The organism is Microbispora catharanthi (assembly GCF_006334915.2).
In the GTDB taxonomy this organism is placed as follows: Bacteria; Actinomycetota; Actinomycetes; order Streptosporangiales; family Streptosporangiaceae; genus Microbispora; species Microbispora catharanthi.
The window spans coordinates 93,991-108,770 of the sequence record NZ_VDMA02000023.1 but is presented as its reverse complement, the minus strand read 5'-3'; the positions used below and the strand labels follow the sequence as shown (position 1 = coordinate 108,770).

Sequence of the window (14,780 nt, the reverse complement as noted above, 5' to 3'; positions counted from 1 at the left end):
TGGTGACAGCGTGGTGATGGTGCACGACGGGCTGGTCCGCTGCGGATGGGCGGGCACGACGCCCGACTACGTCGCCTACCACGACGAGGAGTGGGGCCGTCCGCTCCACGGGGACGACCTCGTCTTCGAACGGATCACCCTGGAGGCGTTCCAATCCGGCCTGTCGTGGCTGACGATCCTGCGCAAGCGTGACAACTTCCGCAAGGCGTTCGCCGGGTTCTCGATCCCGGCGGTGGCGGCCTTCGACGAGGGCGACGTGGAGCGGCTGCTCGGCGACGCGGGCATCGTGCGCAACCGCGCCAAGATCGAGGCGGCCGTCGCCAACGCCCGCGCCGCCCTTGAGGTGCCGGACGGGCTGTCGGCGCTGGTGTGGAAGTACGCCGAGGAACCCGGCAGGGTCCCGGCCACTCTCGCCGACGTCCCGGCCCGCACCGCCGGTTCCACGGCACTGGCCAAGGAGCTCAAGAAGAACGGCTTCCGCTTCGTCGGCCCCACCACGGCGTACGCCCTGATGCAGGCCATCGGCCTGGTCAACGACCACGTGGCCGACTGCCACGTCCGTGCGGCCGTCACCGGCCTTCGAAGGTAGGGCGTTCCTTGTTGAGGAACGCCTTGGTCGCCGCCGCGTGGTCGGCGGTGGCCGCGCACTCGTCCTGAAGCTCAGCCTCCCGCTCCAGCGCCTCGGCGAGGGAGGACGACGCCGCGTGGTCCAGCGCCGCCTTGGTCGCGGCGTACGCCCGGGTGGGCCCCTGCGCGAGCCGTACGGCGAGGTCGCGGGCGGCGGACGCCATCCGGTCGGCCGGGACCACCTGCCCGACCAGGCCGAGCTCCAGCGCCGTGGTCGCGTTCACGACGTCGCCGAGCAGCAGCATCTCCCGGGCGCGCGCGGGACCGACGAGCCGCTGGAGGGTCCAGGACGCGCCGGAGTCCGGCGCGAGCCCGATCCCGGTGAACGCCATGGAGAACTTCGCGGTCTCGGCCGCCACGCGGAAGTCGCACGCGAACGCCAGCGAGGCCCCCGCCCCCGCGGCCACCCCGTTGACGGCGGCCACGACGGGCTTGCCCATCGTGGCGACGGCCAGCACGACCGGGTTGTAGTGCTCGCGCACGGTGTTCGCCAGGCCGAGGCCCCGCTCGAGGTTGTCGGCGTGCTCGCGCAGGTCCTGCCCCGCGCAGAAGGCCCGGCCCGCGCCGGTCAGGAGCACGGCCCGCACCGACGCGTCGTCGGCGGCGCGCCGCACGGCCGCGAGCAGGGCGGTCTTCATCTCGACGGTCAGCGAGTTCATCGCGTCGGGGCGGTTCAGCGTGATCGTGGCGACGGCTTCGTCGACGTCATACGTCACGGTCATCTCGGGCGGCTCCATTCAGGTCGTCATCAGGTCGTCATCAGATTGCGCTCGACGAACGCGGCGGCGGCGGGCAGCAGCCGGGCGGCCTCCTGCTCGAAGAAGGTGCGGGCCTTCTCGCCCGGCCAGCCCGGCGGCAGCAGGTCGGCGGGCAGCCCGGGGTCGCGGAACAGGAAGTTGCGCCAGCCGTGCACCAGTCTGCTGCGGACCGCGAAGACCCTGTCGTCCGGAGCGTCCTCCGGCAGCGAGCCCACCAGGTCCGCCGCGCTGGCCAGCCAATCCTCGTACGCGCTGCCGATGCCGTCCAGGTCCCACGCGCGCGCGAGCAGGTCGCGCGGGTCGCCCTCGTACGCGGCGTCGAACCGGTGGCCGGGGACCCGCAGCGCGTCGAGCTCGGGCGAGGGCCGCGGGCCGATCCAGGTCGTCTCCGACAGCGGGGCGTACCCGAGGAAGGCGAGGTCGGCGCGCAGCCGCTCGCGCCGTGCCCGGTCCCTGACCGGTTCGAGCACCAGGACGTGCCAGCGGCCGGCCCACGGCGCGTCGCCCCGCCGGTAGACGCGGGCCGCCGTCTCGTCGAGCCTGCGCTCGCATTTCGGCGTGACCGCGTACCCCGGTCCCTGCGGCAGCCGTACGGGGTCGAGCCAGCCCTGCCGGACCATCCGGGATATCGCGGTCCTGACGGCCGGCGCCGCGATGTCGAGCGGCGAGAGCAGCCTCACGAGCGCGGCCACGGAGGCACGGCCGCCACGGGTGCGAAGGTGGTCCCCATAGAGATCGAAAAGCGCGGCTCGGGCGTTCACCCCACCCAGTGTGGGGTCACGTCCGGTCCGCCCACAACGCGTGCCCCGTCGCATTGATCCACTGACCGGAGCCGGGCCGTTACCTTTTTGAGCTCGGAGGCGGGATAATAGAACATCACAGAAACGTGAATACGCCGGTTACCCTCCGGGGCGGCCGACAACGCGGGAAGGGATACACGCATGGCGGCGATGAAGCCGCGGACCGGTGACGGTCCGCTGGAGGTCACCAAGGAAGGACGGGGCATCGTCATGCGGGTCCCTCTCGAAGGTGGCGGCCGACTCGTCGTGGAGCTGTCCGCGGACGAGGCCAGCGCCCTCGGTGACGCGCTTAAGAAGGTGGTCGGCTGATTCGTCAGCCGACCTGTTCGATTCACGGCCCTGGCGGCGGGTGATCCCGCCCCGGGGCCGCCCTGTTGGAGGTGGACGTGCCCATCGAGACCACGCCGGTCCTCACCGGTTCTCACGGCGCCGGGCCCGCGCCGGACGCCGACCTGGTGGCCGTGCCTTTCGGTCCCGGACCGGCCCCTGCCCCGGCGCCCTGGCTGGAGTCTCCCGTGCCGATGGACGCGCTGCTGGCGCACTACGAGGCCAAGGGAGAGCCCGGCGAGGTCGTGGAGGTGCCCACCGTCCGGGACGGCGGCGTGCGGCGCGTCCTGCTGTACGGCACCGGCGACGGCTCGGCCGCCGCGCTGCGCAAGGCCGGGGCGGCCGTCGCGAGGCGGGCGAAGGGCCGGGCGTCGCTGTCGGTCGTCGTCCCGTCCGACGGGGACGCGGCCGCCCTGGTCGAGGGCGCGCTGCTCGCGGCGTACACGTTCACCATCGGCAACGGCCGCACGAAGCCGGTCGGGGAGATCGTCTTCGTCGGCGGGGACGAGCGGGACCTGAAGCGCGGCGAGGCGGTCGCCCGGGCCACCGCGCTCGCCCGTGACCTCGTCAACACCCCCTCCTCGGTGAAGACGCCCGCCTGGCTCGCCGAGCAGGCGAAGGCGGTCGCCGCCGAGTCCGGGCTCGACGTACGCGTGTGGGAGGAGTCCGAGCTCGGCGAGTTCGGCGGCATCCGGGCGGTCGGGCAGGGGTCGATCAGCCCGCCGCGCCTGGTCCGGCTCTCCTACACGCCGGAGAACCCGCGCGCCCATGTGGTGCTCGCCGGCAAGGGCATCACGTTCGACACCGGCGGCCTGTCCCTGAAGCCCACCGAGGGCATGAAGGCGATGAAGACCGACATGGCGGGCGGGGCCGCCGTCATCGCCGCGATGAGCGCGCTGGCGGCCTTCGAGGCCCCGGTGCGGGTCACCGGCCTCGTGGCGTGCGCGGAGAACTCCATCTCCGGCACGGCCCAGCGGCCCGGAGACGTCATCACCCAGTACGGCGGGCGCACGGTCGAGGTGCTGAACACCGACGCGGAGGGCCGTCTCGTGCTGGCCGACGCGCTGGCGTACGCGCACGCCGAACTCGACCCGGACGTCGTGATCGACGTCGCCACGCTCACCGGCGCGGCCAAGGTCGCGCTCGGCGTGAACCTGGGCGCGCTCTACGCCACCGACGAGTCGCTGGCCGCGGACCTGATCACCGCCGGGGAGGCCGGCGGGGAGCGGCTGTGGCGGATGCCGCTCGTCGAGGACTATCGCGCGATGCTCGACTCCGACGTGGCCGACCTGGCCAACGTCGACAGGACGATGTCGGGCGCGGCGGGGTCGATCGCGGCCGCGCTGTTCCTGCGGGAGTTCACCGGCGGTCGGCCCTGGGCGCACCTGGACATCGCCGGGCCCGCGCGCGCCACCTCCGACGAGGGCGAGACCACCAAGGGCGGCACCGGCTTCGGCGTCCGCCTGCTCCTGCGCTACCTCACCGCTGTTCCCGCGAACGGCGTCTGACGGGCTCGATCGCAAAGCCCGCCGCTGCGAACTTTCCGACGGCTTCCGCTCTCCAACCCCCTGGAAGAAAACGCTGGAAGCCGCACAAAACGGAAAGGAACAGCGATGAGGAAGCTGCTGCTCGCCACGGCCGTCGCCGGTCTGGCCTTCGCCACCGTGGGCGCCGCCTCGGCCTCCGCCTCGGCCTCCGCCTCCGTCTCCGCCGCGGCCTCGCCGCTCGCCACGGCGCGGATCGGCGACGGTCACGGCAACGCGCTGGCGGAGGCCACGCTGACCGACCGCGACACGATCATCATCTGCGACCGCAGCACCGACCACCGCTACGCCATGGCCAAGATCCGCTACGGCGGTCACACCTACCGCTACATGAACTTCTACAAGGACGTGGACTGCGTCGAGCAGAAGACCAGGAAGATGAACAGCGGAAGGATCGAGTTCTGGGCCTGCGTGAGCACGCCGTACAAGCTGCGGTTCGCCCGCTGCGGGGTGAAGCAGACCCTGGTGAGGGCGTACAAGATGACGTGAGGCGGAGCGGTCCGGCGGAGCGCTCAGCGGGCGCCGGTCAGTCGAGCCTGACGGCGGCCAGCAGCCCGGAGCCGAGCGGCAGCATCAGGGGGCGCAGCCGCTCGTCGTTCCTGACGAGCTTGCCCAGCTCCCGGATCGCGACCGTGTCCGGGTCGCGTTGGGTGGGGTCGGCAACCTGGTCGTCGCAGAAGGCGTCGCCGAAGACCACGACCCCGCCCCGGCGCAGGAGCCGTACCGACTCGGTGAGGTAGTCGATGTACTCCTGCTTGGCCGCGTCGCAGAAGACCATGTCGTAGCCGCCGTCGGCGAGGCGGGGAAGGACGTCGAGGGCGCGGCCGCCGATCAGGCGGATGCGGCTGCCGGAGAACCCCGCCTCCGCGAACGTCTGCCGAGCCATACGCTGATGCTCCGGCTCCACGTCCACGCTCGTGAGCGTGCCGTCCGGGCGCATGCCGCGCAGCAGCCACAGGCCGGAGACCCCGCACCCGGTGCCGACCTCCACCACCGAGCGTGCGTTCACCACGGTGGCGAGGAAGCAGAGCGCCGCTCCGCACCCGGGCAGGATCGGGCGCGCCCCGACCTCGATGCCCCGCCGGCGCGCGGTCCGCAGGAGGTCGTCCTCCGGGACGAACTCCTCCGCGTACTCCAGGCTGGCCGGTGTCGCCATCGGCCTCTCCCTCCCCTGCTTCATCTTGGACGCAGCCTAGGGGAGTCGGACCGGAACGGGAACTCACGCCACAACGGGGACGTTGCACGCTTTGAACGGTCTTTGTTCGAGACCGCTCAGCTCGCGGTGCGCAGGAAGGGGCGAAACCAGGCACTATGGCTGTAGCGACGATCCTGCAGAGAGGAATGCCGGTGGACGAGCACGACCACCAGGCGGAGACTTCGGTGTCCGACTGGACGCCTCCCACCTGGGAGGAGGTCGTCCGAACTCATTCCGCTCGGGTCTACCGGCTGGCCTATCGGCTGACGGGCAACATCCACGACGCCGAGGACCTCACTCAGGAAGTCTTCGTCCGGGTCTTCCGGTCCCTGTCGAGCTACACCCCGGGCACGTTCGAGGGGTGGCTGCACCGGATCACGACGAACCTCTTCCTCGACATGGCGCGGCGCAGGCAGCGCATCCGCTTCGAGGGGCTGGCGGACGACGCCGCCGAGCGGCTGCACGGCCGCGAGCCGTCCCCGGCGCAGGCGTACGACGACGCGCACCTGGAGCCCGACATCCAGGCCGCGCTCGACGCCCTGGCGCCGGAGTTCCGGGCGGCCGTGGTGCTGTGCGACATCGAGGGACTGTCCTACGAGGAGATCGCCGCGACGCTCGGCGTGAAACTCGGCACGGTGCGCAGCCGCATTCACCGCGGCCGCGCCCAACTGCGGGAGGCACTCGACCACCGGGCGCCCTCTGCGAACCGGAACGGCGATCAAACCCCCCCTTCAATCAGCAGGGAGGGACTGTGAGTCATCTTGGCGAGCGCGTCTCCGCGCTCATCGACGGCGAACTCAGTCACAACGAGCGGGAACGCGCGCTCGCGCACCTGACGTTCTGCGCGGACTGCCGCGCGGAGGTCGACGCGATGCGGGCGCTGAAGACCCGCCTGCGGTCCATGGATCCGCCCGCCATGCCGGCGGACCTCACCATGTCGCTGCTGCGCATGGCGGAGCCGGGAGGGCCGTTGCCGCCGCGGATGCGGCCCTTTCCCGACCATCCGGCCTTCGGCACCGGGCGGCTACCCGGCATGCACGCCGCCGGGCCCATGGACAACCGGCCCAGGGGCCGGGACGACGGACGATCGGGCCCGGGGCGGCCCGGAAGGGCCAGACGCGCGGGATACGTCGCCGTGGGAATGGCCGGCGCCGCCGTCGCCCTCGGCACCATGCTCATGGCCGGGGGATCCACGGCCACCCCGAACCCGACGCCCGGCCAGATGTTCGTACAGCATCCCGCCCAGAACAGGGCGCCCGTGGTGAGCGTGTCGCCCACCCCGTCACCCAGCGTCACCAGGGGGCTTTCGCGCTGATTCGAGGAATCGGCATACGATCGGACACCGCAGCCGACGTGTGCCGCTTCCCTCGTTACCGCGGCTGCCCAGCGGATGACGCCGTGTGCGAGGAGTGACTGCCGCGATGACCGACAACACGCGTCCGTACGGCGCGTCGGACCGGCCCGAGTTCCTTCCCGCGGGCGAGGAGCCGCAGGGCTCTCCGGGCGGCCCTCCGCCCTCCACCGGCGCGTACGGCATGGGGCCCGGATGGGCTCCGCCGCCGCTGTATCCCGTCGTGCCGCAGCGGGAGCCGCGCGGCCCCAACATCGCGCTGTACGCCGCCCTGGCCGTGGTCATCGCGCTCGTGGCGGGCGGGATGGCGAGCTGGGGCACGTTCCTGCTGACGCGTCCGTCCTCCGGCATCGACCCCGGATACGCGCTGAGCACGCCGTCGAAGCAGCCCACGGCCCGGCCGCCCGAGTCGGTGGCCGGGGTGGCCGCCAAGGTCCTGCCCAGCGTGGTCTCGCTGGAGGTCAAGGGCAACAGCGAGTCCGGCACCGGGTCGGGCTTCGTCATCAAGGGCGGTTACATCGTCACGAACAACCACGTCGTGGCCGTCGCGGGACAGGCCGGGGAGATCCGCATCCGCTACAACGACCGCACCTCCTCGGGGGCGCGCGTCGTTGGCCGCGACCCCAACTCCGACATCGCGGTCGTCAAGCCCGACGGGACCGTCAGGGCGCCGGAGCTGCCCCTCGGCAACTCCGACGGCGTGGTCGTCGGCGACCCGGTCATCGCGGTCGGCTCGCCCCTCGGACTGTCCGGCACGGTGACCACCGGCATCGTCAGCTCGCTCAACCGGCCCGTCGAGGCGGGCGGCAGCACCGGGTCCGACTACGCGCTCATCAACGCGATCCAGACGGACGCCGCCATCAACCCCGGCAACTCGGGCGGCCCCCTGGTCAACGCCGCGGGCGAGGTGATCGGGGTGAACTCGGCGATCGCCACAGTCGGCGGGTCCCTGCTCGGCCAGCAGTCCGGCAGCATCGGCCTCGGCTTCGCGATCCCGGTGAACCAGGCGCGCCGGATCGCCAAGGAGCTCATCACCACCGGAACGGCCCGCACCTCCAGGATCGGCATCACGATCGACCAGAGCTACCAGGGCCAGGGGGTGCGGATCGCCACCCAGACCGAGAGCGGCGCCGTGCCGGTCACGCCGGGAGGTCCGGCCGCGAAGGCGGGCCTGCACGCGGGGGACGTCATCCTGGAGGTCGACGGCCAGCCCGTGAGCGACAGCCGGGAGCTGATCGTGACCATCCGCAGCAAGGCCCCCGGCGACCAGGTGCGGATCAGGTTCCGGCACGACGGCGAGGTGCGGACGGCGACGGTCACGGTCGGCGCGGCTCCCGCCCCCAGCGCGCGGCCCTCATGAAGCAGGGCGTCCCCTGTCCACAGCTTGGGGCGCGGGCATTAGTCTGATTTCAGCGTCGCACGTGCAGGAGGAGATCGCCATGTTCGGACTCGGCTGGGGGGAGGCCCTGGCGCTTGTGGTGATCGCCCTACTCGTCTTCGGACCGGAGAAGCTGCCACAGGCCGCCTCGCAGGCGGGCCGTACGCTGCGGCAGCTCCGGCAGATGGCCAACAACGCGAAGGCGGACCTGCAGGCCAACATGGGGCCTGAGTTCGCCAACTTCGACCCGGCCGACCTCAACCCCAAGAACTTCGTGCGCAAGCACCTGCTCGACGACCTCGAGAACGACTGGAACAGCACCCCGGACACAACGGCCGAGCCGGTCGCCGCCCCCACGCCGGAACTGGGCGTGGGGGAGATCCCGCCGTACGACAACGAGGCGACCTGACCGGGGTCTAGTGCTTGACCGGTGAGATGTCGAGCTTCAGGCCCTTGAGGCTGGTCGACTTCTTGCCGAGCCCGGCCGCGATCCGGCGCAGCTCGGCGGCCGCCGGGGCGTCGGGGTCGGTCAGCACGAGCGGCTTGCCCTCGTCGCCGCCCTCACGCAGCCGCATGTCGATCGGCACCTGGCCGAGCAGCGGCACGCGCGCGCCCAGTGTGCGGGTCAGCGCGTCGGCCACGGTCTGGCCGCCGCCCTCGCCGAACACCGAGATGCGCTCGTCGCAGTGCGGGCAGGGCAGCCACGCCATGTTCTCGATGACGCCCGCGATCTGCTGGTGGGTCTGGGCGGCGATCGACCCGGCGCGCTCGGCCACCTCGGCGGCGGCCTGCTGCGGGGTCGTCACGACCAGGATCTCGGCCGTGGGCATGCGCTGGGCGACCGAGATCGCGATGTCGCCGGTGCCCGGGGGCAGGTCCATCAGCAGGACGTCGAGGTCGCCCCAGTAGACGTCGGTGAGGAACTGATACAGCGCGCGGTCGAGCATCGGGCCGCGCCACACCACCGGCGTGTTGCCCTCGGGCTTGAACATGCCGACCGAGATGACCTTGATGTCATGCGCCACCGGCGGCATGATCATGTCCTCGACCTTGGTGGGCCGCTCGCTCACGCCGAGCATGCGCGGCACGGAGTGGCCGTAGATGTCGGCGTCCACGACGCCGACCTTCAGGCCCTGGGAGGCCATCGCGGCGGCGAGGTTCACCGTGACAGACGACTTGCCGACGCCGCCCTTGCCGCTCGCGACGGCGAACACACGGGTCAGCGAGCCGGGCTTGGCGAAGGGGATCTCCTTCTCGGGCCCGCGGTCGCCGCGCAGCTTCGTCTGCAGTTCCTTGCGCTGCTCGGCGCTCATGACGTCCATGTCCACGTGGACGCGGGACACGCCGTCGATCCGGGACACGGCTCCGGTGACGTCGCGGGTGATGGTGTCCTTCAGCGGGCAGCCGGCGACGGTCAGGAGCACGCCAACGCGCACCACCCCGTCGGGGGAGATGTCGACGTTCTTGACCATGCCGAGCTCGGTGATCGGCCGGCGGATCTCCGGGTCGTTCACCGTCGCCAGCGCGGCCATGACCAGTTCAGGGGATGGTGCCATGAATCCATGCTATGGACTCAGCGGGAATCCTCCGAACCCGCCCCACGTGATCTAGTCCCGGACTCGCTCAGCTCCTCCTGCAGACGCTGGAGCTCGGAGCGGATGTAGTCGCGCGTGGCCACCTCGCCGAGCGCCATGCGCAGGCCGGCGATCTCCCGGGTGAGGTACTCGATCTCGGCCTGGTTGCGATCGGCCGTCATCCTGTCCTGCTCGTACTGGATGCGGTCGCGGTCGGCCTGCCGGTTCTGCGCCAGCAGGATCAGTGGCGCGGCGTACGACGCCTGAAGCGAGAGCATCAGGGTCAGGAAGATGAACGGATAGGGATCGAACTTGTACGGCGCGAACACGTTCCACAGCAGCCACACCCCGACGAACACGGTCATGTAGACGATGAACCGCGCCGTGCCGAGGAACCGCGCGAACCGTTCCGAGAACTCGCCGAACGCCTCGGGGTCGTAGTAGAGCCGCAGGCGGTAGGTCAGTTCGCGCGGCTGGTCGAGGCGTTCTGTCATGGGCGTTCCCGCCAGTCCTCCGGCAGCATGTGGTCGAGCACGTCGTCGACGGTCACCGCGCCGAGCAACCGGCTCAGCTCGTCCACGACGGGGACCGCGACCAGGTTGTACGTCGCGAGGTACGACGCCACCTCGTGCACCGTGAACTCGGGCCTGATCGGGTCCACCGTGATGTCTATCACGCTGCCGAGCAGCGTCGACGGCGGCTCCCTGAGCAGTCGCTGGAAGTGCGCCACCCCCAGGAAGCGTCCGGTCGGCGTCTCGCTCGGCGGGCGGGTCACGTACACCTGGGCGGCGATGGCGGGGGACCGCTCCTCCTGACGGATGTGCGCGAGGGCCTCGGCCACGGTCGAGGTCGGCGGGAGGATGACCGGCTCGCTCGTCATCATGCCGCCGGCGGTGAACTCACCGTAGGTCAGCAGCCGCCGGACCGGCGCGGCCTCCTCCGGCACCATGAGCCGCAGCAGCCCCTCGGCCTGCTCTGCGGGCAGCTCCTGCAGCAGGTCGGCGGCGTCGTCCGGGCTCATCTCCTCCAGCACGTCGGCGGCACGCTCCCGGTGCAGCCGGCTCAGCACGAGCACCTGGTCGCGCTCGGGCAGCTCCTCCAGCACGTCGGCGAGCCGGTCGTCGTCCAGGGCGGCGGCGACCTCGGCCATCCGCTTGGTGGGCAGCTCGTGCAGCATGTTCGCCAGGTCGGCCGGGCGCAGCGCCTCGAAGACGGCGAGCAGGTTGGCCGCGCCCTGATCCTTCTGGATGCCCGCGAAGCCGGTGACCTCGTCCCAGTCGACGATCAGCGTCTCGCCCCTGCGCCGCGTCCCGCGGCGCACCGCGACCTTCGTGATGAGCCAGTCGGACGGCCGCGGCTGCTCCATGGCCAGGTCCTGCACGGTCACCCGGTCGCCCTTGTACTCGACGGTGCGGTCGAGCATCTCCCCGATGGCCAGGGTCTCGGCGTCCCGGCACTCGAACCTGCGCATGTTGAGCTTGCCGGTGAAGATGAGGGCGCGGGCCTCGATGCTGGTGATCCTGGTGATCGGCAGGAAGACCCGGCGGCGTGGCTGGACCTCGACGACGAAGCCGTGGACCCGGGGGAGCAGCGGTCCCCGCAGCGAGACGACGACGTCCCGGATCCGGCCGATCTGGTCGCCGGCCGGGTCGAAGACCGCCAGCCCCGCCAGGCGGGCCACGAAGATCCGATCCACTCTGTCAGGTTACGCAAGGATGCGGACCGCTCCGGGTTATGACAGGATCAAAGCCGTTTATTGGTAATTACATGGGCAGGTGACGATGAGGGCTGTCAGCCTGGCGATCGCGGGCGTCTCGGCCTTCTGCTTCGGGTTCTCCGGACCGATGGCGAAGATCCTCGGCATGGCGGGGCTCACGCCGCTGGAGGCCGTGTGGGTCCGCATGGCGGGGGCCGGCGTGCTCCTGCTGGCGGTCCTGGCCGCCGTCAGGCCGCGCGCGCTGCGCATCCCCCGCGACCGCCTGCTGTTCTTCGCGGCGTACGCCGTTATCGCCGTGGCCGCCGTGCAGGCCCTGTACTTCGTCGCCATCACCCGGCTGCCGGTCGGTGTGGCGCTGCTGATCGAGTACACCTCTCCCGTGATGGTGGTCCTGTGGGTGCGGTTCGTCCGGCGGCTGCGGCTGCCGCGCTCGGCCTACCTGGGGGCGCTGATCGCGGTCGTCGGGCTGGCGATCGTCGTGCAGGTCTGGGAGGGGCTGCGCCTCGACGCGCTCGGGCTGCTGCTCGCCCTGGTCGCCGCCGCCTGCTGCGCCGGATATTTCCTGATGAGCGATTCGTTCGGGGACGACGTGGACACGCTGGGCCTGATCGGCTGGGGCATGCTCGGCTCGGCGGTGGTCCTGCTGCCCCTCTCCCGGCCCTGGAACATCGACTGGCCGGCGTTCAGCCGTGCCGTCGAGGTCTCCGGTCACACGGTGCCGGTCGCCGCGGCCGGCGTCGTGCTGGTCGTGGTGGCCACCGTGGTCGCGTACGCGACCGGGGTCACGGCCGTGCGGCGGCTGTCGGCCGCGGTCGGGGCGACGGTCGCCTCGGTGGAGGTCATCGCGGGGGCGGTGGTCGCCTGGGTGCTGCTCGGCGAGCGGCTGGGAGCCGCCCAGATCGCCGGAGGCGTGATCGTGCTCGGCGGGGCCCTGCTGGCCCAGACCGCGACCGTACGGCTCGGCTCAGAGCACCACACCGTCGAGGTGACCGAGACCGTACGTGTGTGAGGTTCAGGTGCGAGGCGTGAGCCGTACGACGGTGGACCTCTCGGCCCAGCGGGCGGTCAGACCGGCGGCGTCGCGGGCGTTCAGACGCTCCTTGGCCAGCGCGGCCACGGCCTCGGGGGCGGCCACCTGGTCCACCACCTCGGCGACGGCCGGGAAACGGACGAGTTCGGCGCCGTTGTCCTTGCTGCGCAGCACGACCTCGATCTCGCCCCGCCCGGCCGCGACCTCGGCCAGCCCGGGCAGGGACTGCTCCTCCCCGCCGGCCACCACGTAGACCGCCCCGTCGTGCCACACGTGCCAGGCCAGCCGGGCCCCGGACGGCAGGCCGAGCCAGAGCACGTTGGACTTCTTCGCGCCCTCTTCGATCACCGGGAGGTTCATGCCTCCCAGCCTATTGACCGCGCTACGGTGTGCCCATGCGCGCTCGACGTTCGTGCCTGGCGGTGCCGGGCAGCAACCCGCGTTTCCTGGACAAGGCGCAGGGCCTGGCCGCCGACGAGGTCTTCCTCGACCTGGAGGACTCCGTCGCCCCCGGCGCGAAGGACGAGGCGCGCCGCAACGTCGTCGCCGCGCTCAGGGAGGGCGACTGGACGGGGAAGACGGTCGTCGTCCGGGTCAACGACCTCACCACCCGCTGGACCTACCGGGACGTCATCGAGGTCGTCGAAGGCGCCGGCGACCGGCTCGACTGCCTCATGCTGCCGAAGGTCGGGGACGCCTCCCACGTGGCCTGGCTCGACACCCTTCTCGGCCAGATCGAGCGGGCCACCGGCCTGCCCGAGGGCGGCATCGGCATCGAGGCGCAGATCGAGGACGCCCGGGGCCTCGTCAACGTGGACGACATCGCCGCCTCCTCGCCCCGGCTGGAGACGCTGGTCTTCGGCCCCGCGGACTTCATGGCCTCGATCGGCATGCGGACGCTCGTCGTGGGCGAGCAGCCCCCCGGGTACGGCGAGGGGGACGCCTACCACTACATCCTCATGCGCATCCTGATGGCCGCCCGCGCGCACGGCCTCCAGGCGATCGACGGGCCATACCTGCAGATCCGCGACCTGGACGGCTTCCGCCGGGTGGCCATGCGGTCGGCCGCCCTCGGGTTCGACGGCAAATGGGTGCTCCACCCGTCGCAGGTGGAGGCGGCCAACGAGGTGTTCTCGCCGTCGCAGGAGGACTACGACCACGCCGAGCTCATCCTCGACGCGTACGAGTACTACACGACGGTCGAGAAGCGGGGCGCGGTCATGCTGGGCGACGAGATGATCGACGAGGCGTCGCGGAAGATGGCCCTGGTGGTGGCGGCCAAGGGCCGCGCCGCCGGCCTTCCCCGGTCCAGCTCCTTCACCCCGCCCAGCTGATCACCCGCGGCACGCGAAGAATGGACATATGAACGAACCACAGCCGGGCCCGGATCAGGCCGCCGGCCCGAACCAGCTGCCCGGTCCCTACCTGGCGCCCGGGCCGTACGCGGGCGGGACCGCCTGGCCGGCCGGTCCGCCGCAGCCGCTGCCGCCGCCGCCACACCCTGCGGCCCAGCCGCAGTGGTCCCATCCGGGGCCGTATGCGTGGGGGCCGCCCGCGCGTACCCGCTGGGACGTCCCGGCTCCACCCGGCACGCGTTACGACCGCCTGGCCCGTACGCCGTTGCACCGCTGGTGGCGGCCGATCCTCGGCACGGCGGCGATCATCGCGGCCTTCCTGGCGCTCTCGATCGCCGTCGGCCTGGTGGCCTTCGTGGTCTCGCTGGTCACCGGCGTGCCCATGGTGCGGACGGGGGCCCGGCTGTTCGCCGATCCCGTCCTCGACCTCGGGTTCCAGCTGGGGGTCATCGCGCTGTTGCTGCCGCTGGTGCTCGGCGCGGCGTGGCTGTTCCAGCGAAGGCCGCCGGGGTCGCTGTCGTCGGTGGCCCTGCGGCTGCGGTGGCGTTGGCTGGGGGCCTGCCTGCTGGTCGCGCTGGTGGCGGTCGTGCTCGGTCAGGCGGTCGAGGCGGGGACGCTGATGTCCGCAGGGGTGGATCCCGGATTCCGCTGGGCGGGCTGGGAGGAGTTCCTCCCGGCCATCATCGTGATCCTGCTGCTGGTGCCGTTCCAGTCGGCGGCCGAGGAGTACGCCTACCGCGGGTGGATCATCCAGGGGTTCGGGGCGTACCTGCGCAATCCGTGGCCGGCGATCCTGGTGGGCGCGGCGGCCTTCGCCGCCTCGCACGGCTACACGGGCTGGGGAATCGTCTACGTCTTCGCGTTCGGCATGCTCATGGGGTGGCTGGCGGTCCGCACCGGCGGACTGGAGGCGCCGATCGCCCTGCACGCGACCAACAACATCGTGGCGTTCGGAGTCGTCGCGGCCTCGGGGGACATGGGAAGCGCGATGGAGCAGGGCGAGGTGCCCTGGGAGGCGCTGATCGGATCGGCCGTCCAGTTCGCGGTTTTCGGCATCGGCGTGCTGATAATCGCCCGAAAATGGGCAATTCAGACTCTCTCCCGATAAATCTCACTAGAGAGGT

At 71.6% G+C, this 14,780-nt stretch carries 18 protein-coding genes; 11 read left to right on the top strand and 7 right to left on the bottom strand.

The window, feature by feature from the left end; all coding sequences use genetic code 11:
- Positions 1-16: 16 nt before the first annotated feature.
- Positions 17-589, top strand: coding sequence for a DNA-3-methyladenine glycosylase I (locus tag FH610_RS33870; protein ID WP_139579347.1), 573 nt, complete (start codon positions 17-19; stop codon positions 587-589).
- Here the strand turns inward: FH610_RS33870 and FH610_RS33865 are convergent.
- Positions 570-1,349 carry an enoyl-CoA hydratase-related protein gene (locus FH610_RS33865; RefSeq protein ID WP_240809361.1) on the bottom strand — a complete coding sequence of 260 codons (780 nt, stop codon included), beginning with the start codon at positions 1,347-1,349 and terminating at the stop codon, positions 570-572. The two genes, FH610_RS33870 and FH610_RS33865, sit on opposite strands and share 20 nt — an antisense overlap.
- 26 nt (positions 1,350-1,375) lie before the next feature.
- Positions 1,376-2,200, bottom strand: coding sequence for a PaaX family transcriptional regulator (locus tag FH610_RS33860; RefSeq protein ID WP_240809360.1), 825 nt, complete (start codon positions 2,198-2,200; stop codon positions 1,376-1,378).
- A 126-nt stretch (positions 2,201-2,326) separates the two neighbouring features.
- Here FH610_RS33860 and FH610_RS33855 point away from each other — a divergent pair, with 126 nt between their 5' ends.
- From FH610_RS33855 to FH610_RS33845, 3 genes are all read left to right on the top strand, one after another.
- The gene (locus FH610_RS33855; RefSeq protein ID WP_076433904.1) at positions 2,327-2,494 is read left to right on the top strand and encodes a DUF3117 domain-containing protein; all 168 of its coding nucleotides are present in this window, start codon (positions 2,327-2,329) and stop codon (positions 2,492-2,494) included.
- Between the two features lie 77 nt (positions 2,495-2,571).
- Positions 2,572-4,020, top strand: coding sequence for a leucyl aminopeptidase (locus FH610_RS33850; RefSeq protein ID WP_240809359.1), 1,449 nt, complete (start codon positions 2,572-2,574; stop codon positions 4,018-4,020).
- Positions 4,021-4,125: 105 nt separating this feature from the next.
- On the top strand, positions 4,126-4,545 hold the full coding sequence (locus tag FH610_RS33845; protein ID WP_139579302.1) for a hypothetical protein: 420 nt from the start codon (positions 4,126-4,128) through the stop codon (positions 4,543-4,545).
- Between the two features lie 37 nt (positions 4,546-4,582).
- Here the strand turns inward: FH610_RS33845 and FH610_RS33840 are convergent, their stop codons facing one another.
- Positions 4,583-5,212, bottom strand: coding sequence for an O-methyltransferase (locus FH610_RS33840; RefSeq protein WP_139579301.1), 630 nt, complete (start codon positions 5,210-5,212; stop codon positions 4,583-4,585).
- A 185-nt stretch (positions 5,213-5,397) separates the two neighbouring features.
- On the opposite strand from FH610_RS33840, the gene sigE reads away from it, so the two are divergent.
- The 4 genes from sigE to FH610_RS33820 all read left to right on the top strand — a co-directional run bounded on the left by sigE (position 5,398) and on the right by FH610_RS33820 (position 8,389).
- Positions 5,398-6,006 (top strand): RNA polymerase sigma factor SigE, encoded by a 609-nt coding sequence (sigE, locus tag FH610_RS33835; protein ID WP_139579345.1) that lies wholly within the window; start codon positions 5,398-5,400, stop codon positions 6,004-6,006.
- Positions 6,003-6,566 carry an anti-sigma factor family protein gene (locus FH610_RS33830; protein WP_139579300.1) on the top strand — a complete coding sequence of 188 codons (564 nt, stop codon included), beginning with the start codon at positions 6,003-6,005 and terminating at the stop codon, positions 6,564-6,566. The genes sigE and FH610_RS33830 overlap by 4 nt, the downstream gene beginning before the upstream one ends.
- A 106-nt stretch (positions 6,567-6,672) precedes the next feature.
- On the top strand, positions 6,673-7,962 hold the full coding sequence (locus FH610_RS33825; protein ID WP_139579299.1) for a S1C family serine protease: 1,290 nt from the start codon (positions 6,673-6,675) through the stop codon (positions 7,960-7,962).
- A 79-nt stretch (positions 7,963-8,041) separates the two neighbouring features.
- Positions 8,042-8,389 (top strand): sec-independent translocase, encoded by a 348-nt coding sequence (locus FH610_RS33820; protein ID WP_139579298.1) that lies wholly within the window; start codon positions 8,042-8,044, stop codon positions 8,387-8,389.
- 7 nt (positions 8,390-8,396) lie between these two features.
- Here the strand turns inward: FH610_RS33820 and FH610_RS33815 are convergent, their stop codons facing one another.
- The 3 genes from FH610_RS33815 to FH610_RS33805 are packed head-to-tail and all read right to left on the bottom strand — an operon-like array spanning position 8,397 to position 11,250.
- Positions 8,397-9,536, bottom strand: a complete 1,140-nt coding sequence (locus FH610_RS33815) for an Mrp/NBP35 family ATP-binding protein (RefSeq protein ID WP_167538812.1) — start codon at positions 9,534-9,536, stop codon at positions 8,397-8,399.
- Between the two features lie 17 nt (positions 9,537-9,553).
- Positions 9,554-10,048, bottom strand: coding sequence for a DUF1003 domain-containing protein (locus FH610_RS33810; protein ID WP_139579297.1), 495 nt, complete (start codon positions 10,046-10,048; stop codon positions 9,554-9,556).
- Complete coding sequence (locus tag FH610_RS33805; protein ID WP_139579296.1) at positions 10,045-11,250, bottom strand: magnesium transporter MgtE N-terminal domain-containing protein; 1,206 nt, start codon at positions 11,248-11,250, stop codon at positions 10,045-10,047. The genes FH610_RS33810 and FH610_RS33805 overlap by 4 nt, the downstream gene beginning before the upstream one ends.
- Positions 11,251-11,335: 85 nt before the next feature.
- On the opposite strand from FH610_RS33805, the gene FH610_RS33800 reads away from it, so the two are divergent.
- Positions 11,336-12,280 carry an EamA family transporter gene (locus FH610_RS33800; protein ID WP_139579295.1) on the top strand — a complete coding sequence of 315 codons (945 nt, stop codon included), beginning with the start codon at positions 11,336-11,338 and terminating at the stop codon, positions 12,278-12,280.
- Positions 12,281-12,283: 3 nt separating this feature from the next.
- Here the strand turns inward: FH610_RS33800 and FH610_RS33795 are convergent, their stop codons facing one another.
- The gene (locus FH610_RS33795) at positions 12,284-12,661 is read right to left on the bottom strand and encodes a hypothetical protein (protein ID WP_139579294.1); all 378 of its coding nucleotides are present in this window, start codon (positions 12,659-12,661) and stop codon (positions 12,284-12,286) included.
- 35 nt (positions 12,662-12,696) lie between these two features.
- Here FH610_RS33795 and FH610_RS33790 point away from each other — a divergent pair, with 35 nt between their 5' ends.
- Both FH610_RS33790 and FH610_RS33785 read left to right on the top strand, forming a co-directional pair.
- The gene (locus FH610_RS33790; RefSeq protein ID WP_139579293.1) at positions 12,697-13,635 is read left to right on the top strand and encodes an HpcH/HpaI aldolase/citrate lyase family protein; all 939 of its coding nucleotides are present in this window, start codon (positions 12,697-12,699) and stop codon (positions 13,633-13,635) included.
- Between the two features lie 28 nt (positions 13,636-13,663).
- A complete protein-coding gene (locus FH610_RS33785) occupies positions 13,664-14,764 on the top strand; it encodes a CPBP family intramembrane glutamic endopeptidase (RefSeq protein WP_139579292.1) in 1,101 nt (366 codons plus the stop codon).
- Positions 14,765-14,780: the final 16 nt, after the last annotated feature.

What these genes read in the sequence shown, in the direction of transcription:
- FH610_RS33840 (WP_139579301.1), bottom strand. Translation starts at nt 5,212, where the DNA reads ATGGCGACACCGGCCAGCCTGGAGTACGCGGAGGAGTTCGTCCCGGAG.
- sigE (WP_139579345.1), top strand. Translation starts at nt 5,398, where the DNA reads ATGCCGGTGGACGAGCACGACCACCAGGCGGAGACTTCGGTGTCCGAC.
- FH610_RS33800 (WP_139579295.1), top strand. Translation starts at nt 11,336, where the DNA reads ATGAGGGCTGTCAGCCTGGCGATCGCGGGCGTCTCGGCCTTCTGCTTC.
- FH610_RS33825 (WP_139579299.1), top strand. Translation starts at nt 6,673, where the DNA reads ATGACCGACAACACGCGTCCGTACGGCGCGTCGGACCGGCCCGAGTTC.
- FH610_RS33860 (WP_240809360.1), bottom strand. Translation starts at nt 2,200, where the DNA reads ATGCGACGGGGCACGCGTTGTGGGCGGACCGGACGTGACCCCACACTG.
- FH610_RS33865 (WP_240809361.1), bottom strand. Translation starts at nt 1,349, where the DNA reads ATGACCGTGACGTATGACGTCGACGAAGCCGTCGCCACGATCACGCTG.
- FH610_RS33810 (WP_139579297.1), bottom strand. Translation starts at nt 10,048, where the DNA reads ATGACAGAACGCCTCGACCAGCCGCGCGAACTGACCTACCGCCTGCGG.
- FH610_RS33790 (WP_139579293.1), top strand. Translation starts at nt 12,697, where the DNA reads ATGCGCGCTCGACGTTCGTGCCTGGCGGTGCCGGGCAGCAACCCGCGT.
- FH610_RS33845 (WP_139579302.1), top strand. Translation starts at nt 4,126, where the DNA reads ATGAGGAAGCTGCTGCTCGCCACGGCCGTCGCCGGTCTGGCCTTCGCC.
- FH610_RS33820 (WP_139579298.1), top strand. Translation starts at nt 8,042, where the DNA reads ATGTTCGGACTCGGCTGGGGGGAGGCCCTGGCGCTTGTGGTGATCGCC.
- FH610_RS33785 (WP_139579292.1), top strand. Translation starts at nt 13,664, where the DNA reads ATGAACGAACCACAGCCGGGCCCGGATCAGGCCGCCGGCCCGAACCAG.
- FH610_RS33815 (WP_167538812.1), bottom strand. Translation starts at nt 9,536, where the DNA reads ATGGCACCATCCCCTGAACTGGTCATGGCCGCGCTGGCGACGGTGAAC.
- FH610_RS33795 (WP_139579294.1), bottom strand. Translation starts at nt 12,661, where the DNA reads ATGAACCTCCCGGTGATCGAAGAGGGCGCGAAGAAGTCCAACGTGCTC.
- FH610_RS33870 (WP_139579347.1), top strand. Translation starts at nt 17, where the DNA reads ATGGTGCACGACGGGCTGGTCCGCTGCGGATGGGCGGGCACGACGCCC.
- FH610_RS33855 (WP_076433904.1), top strand. Translation starts at nt 2,327, where the DNA reads ATGGCGGCGATGAAGCCGCGGACCGGTGACGGTCCGCTGGAGGTCACC.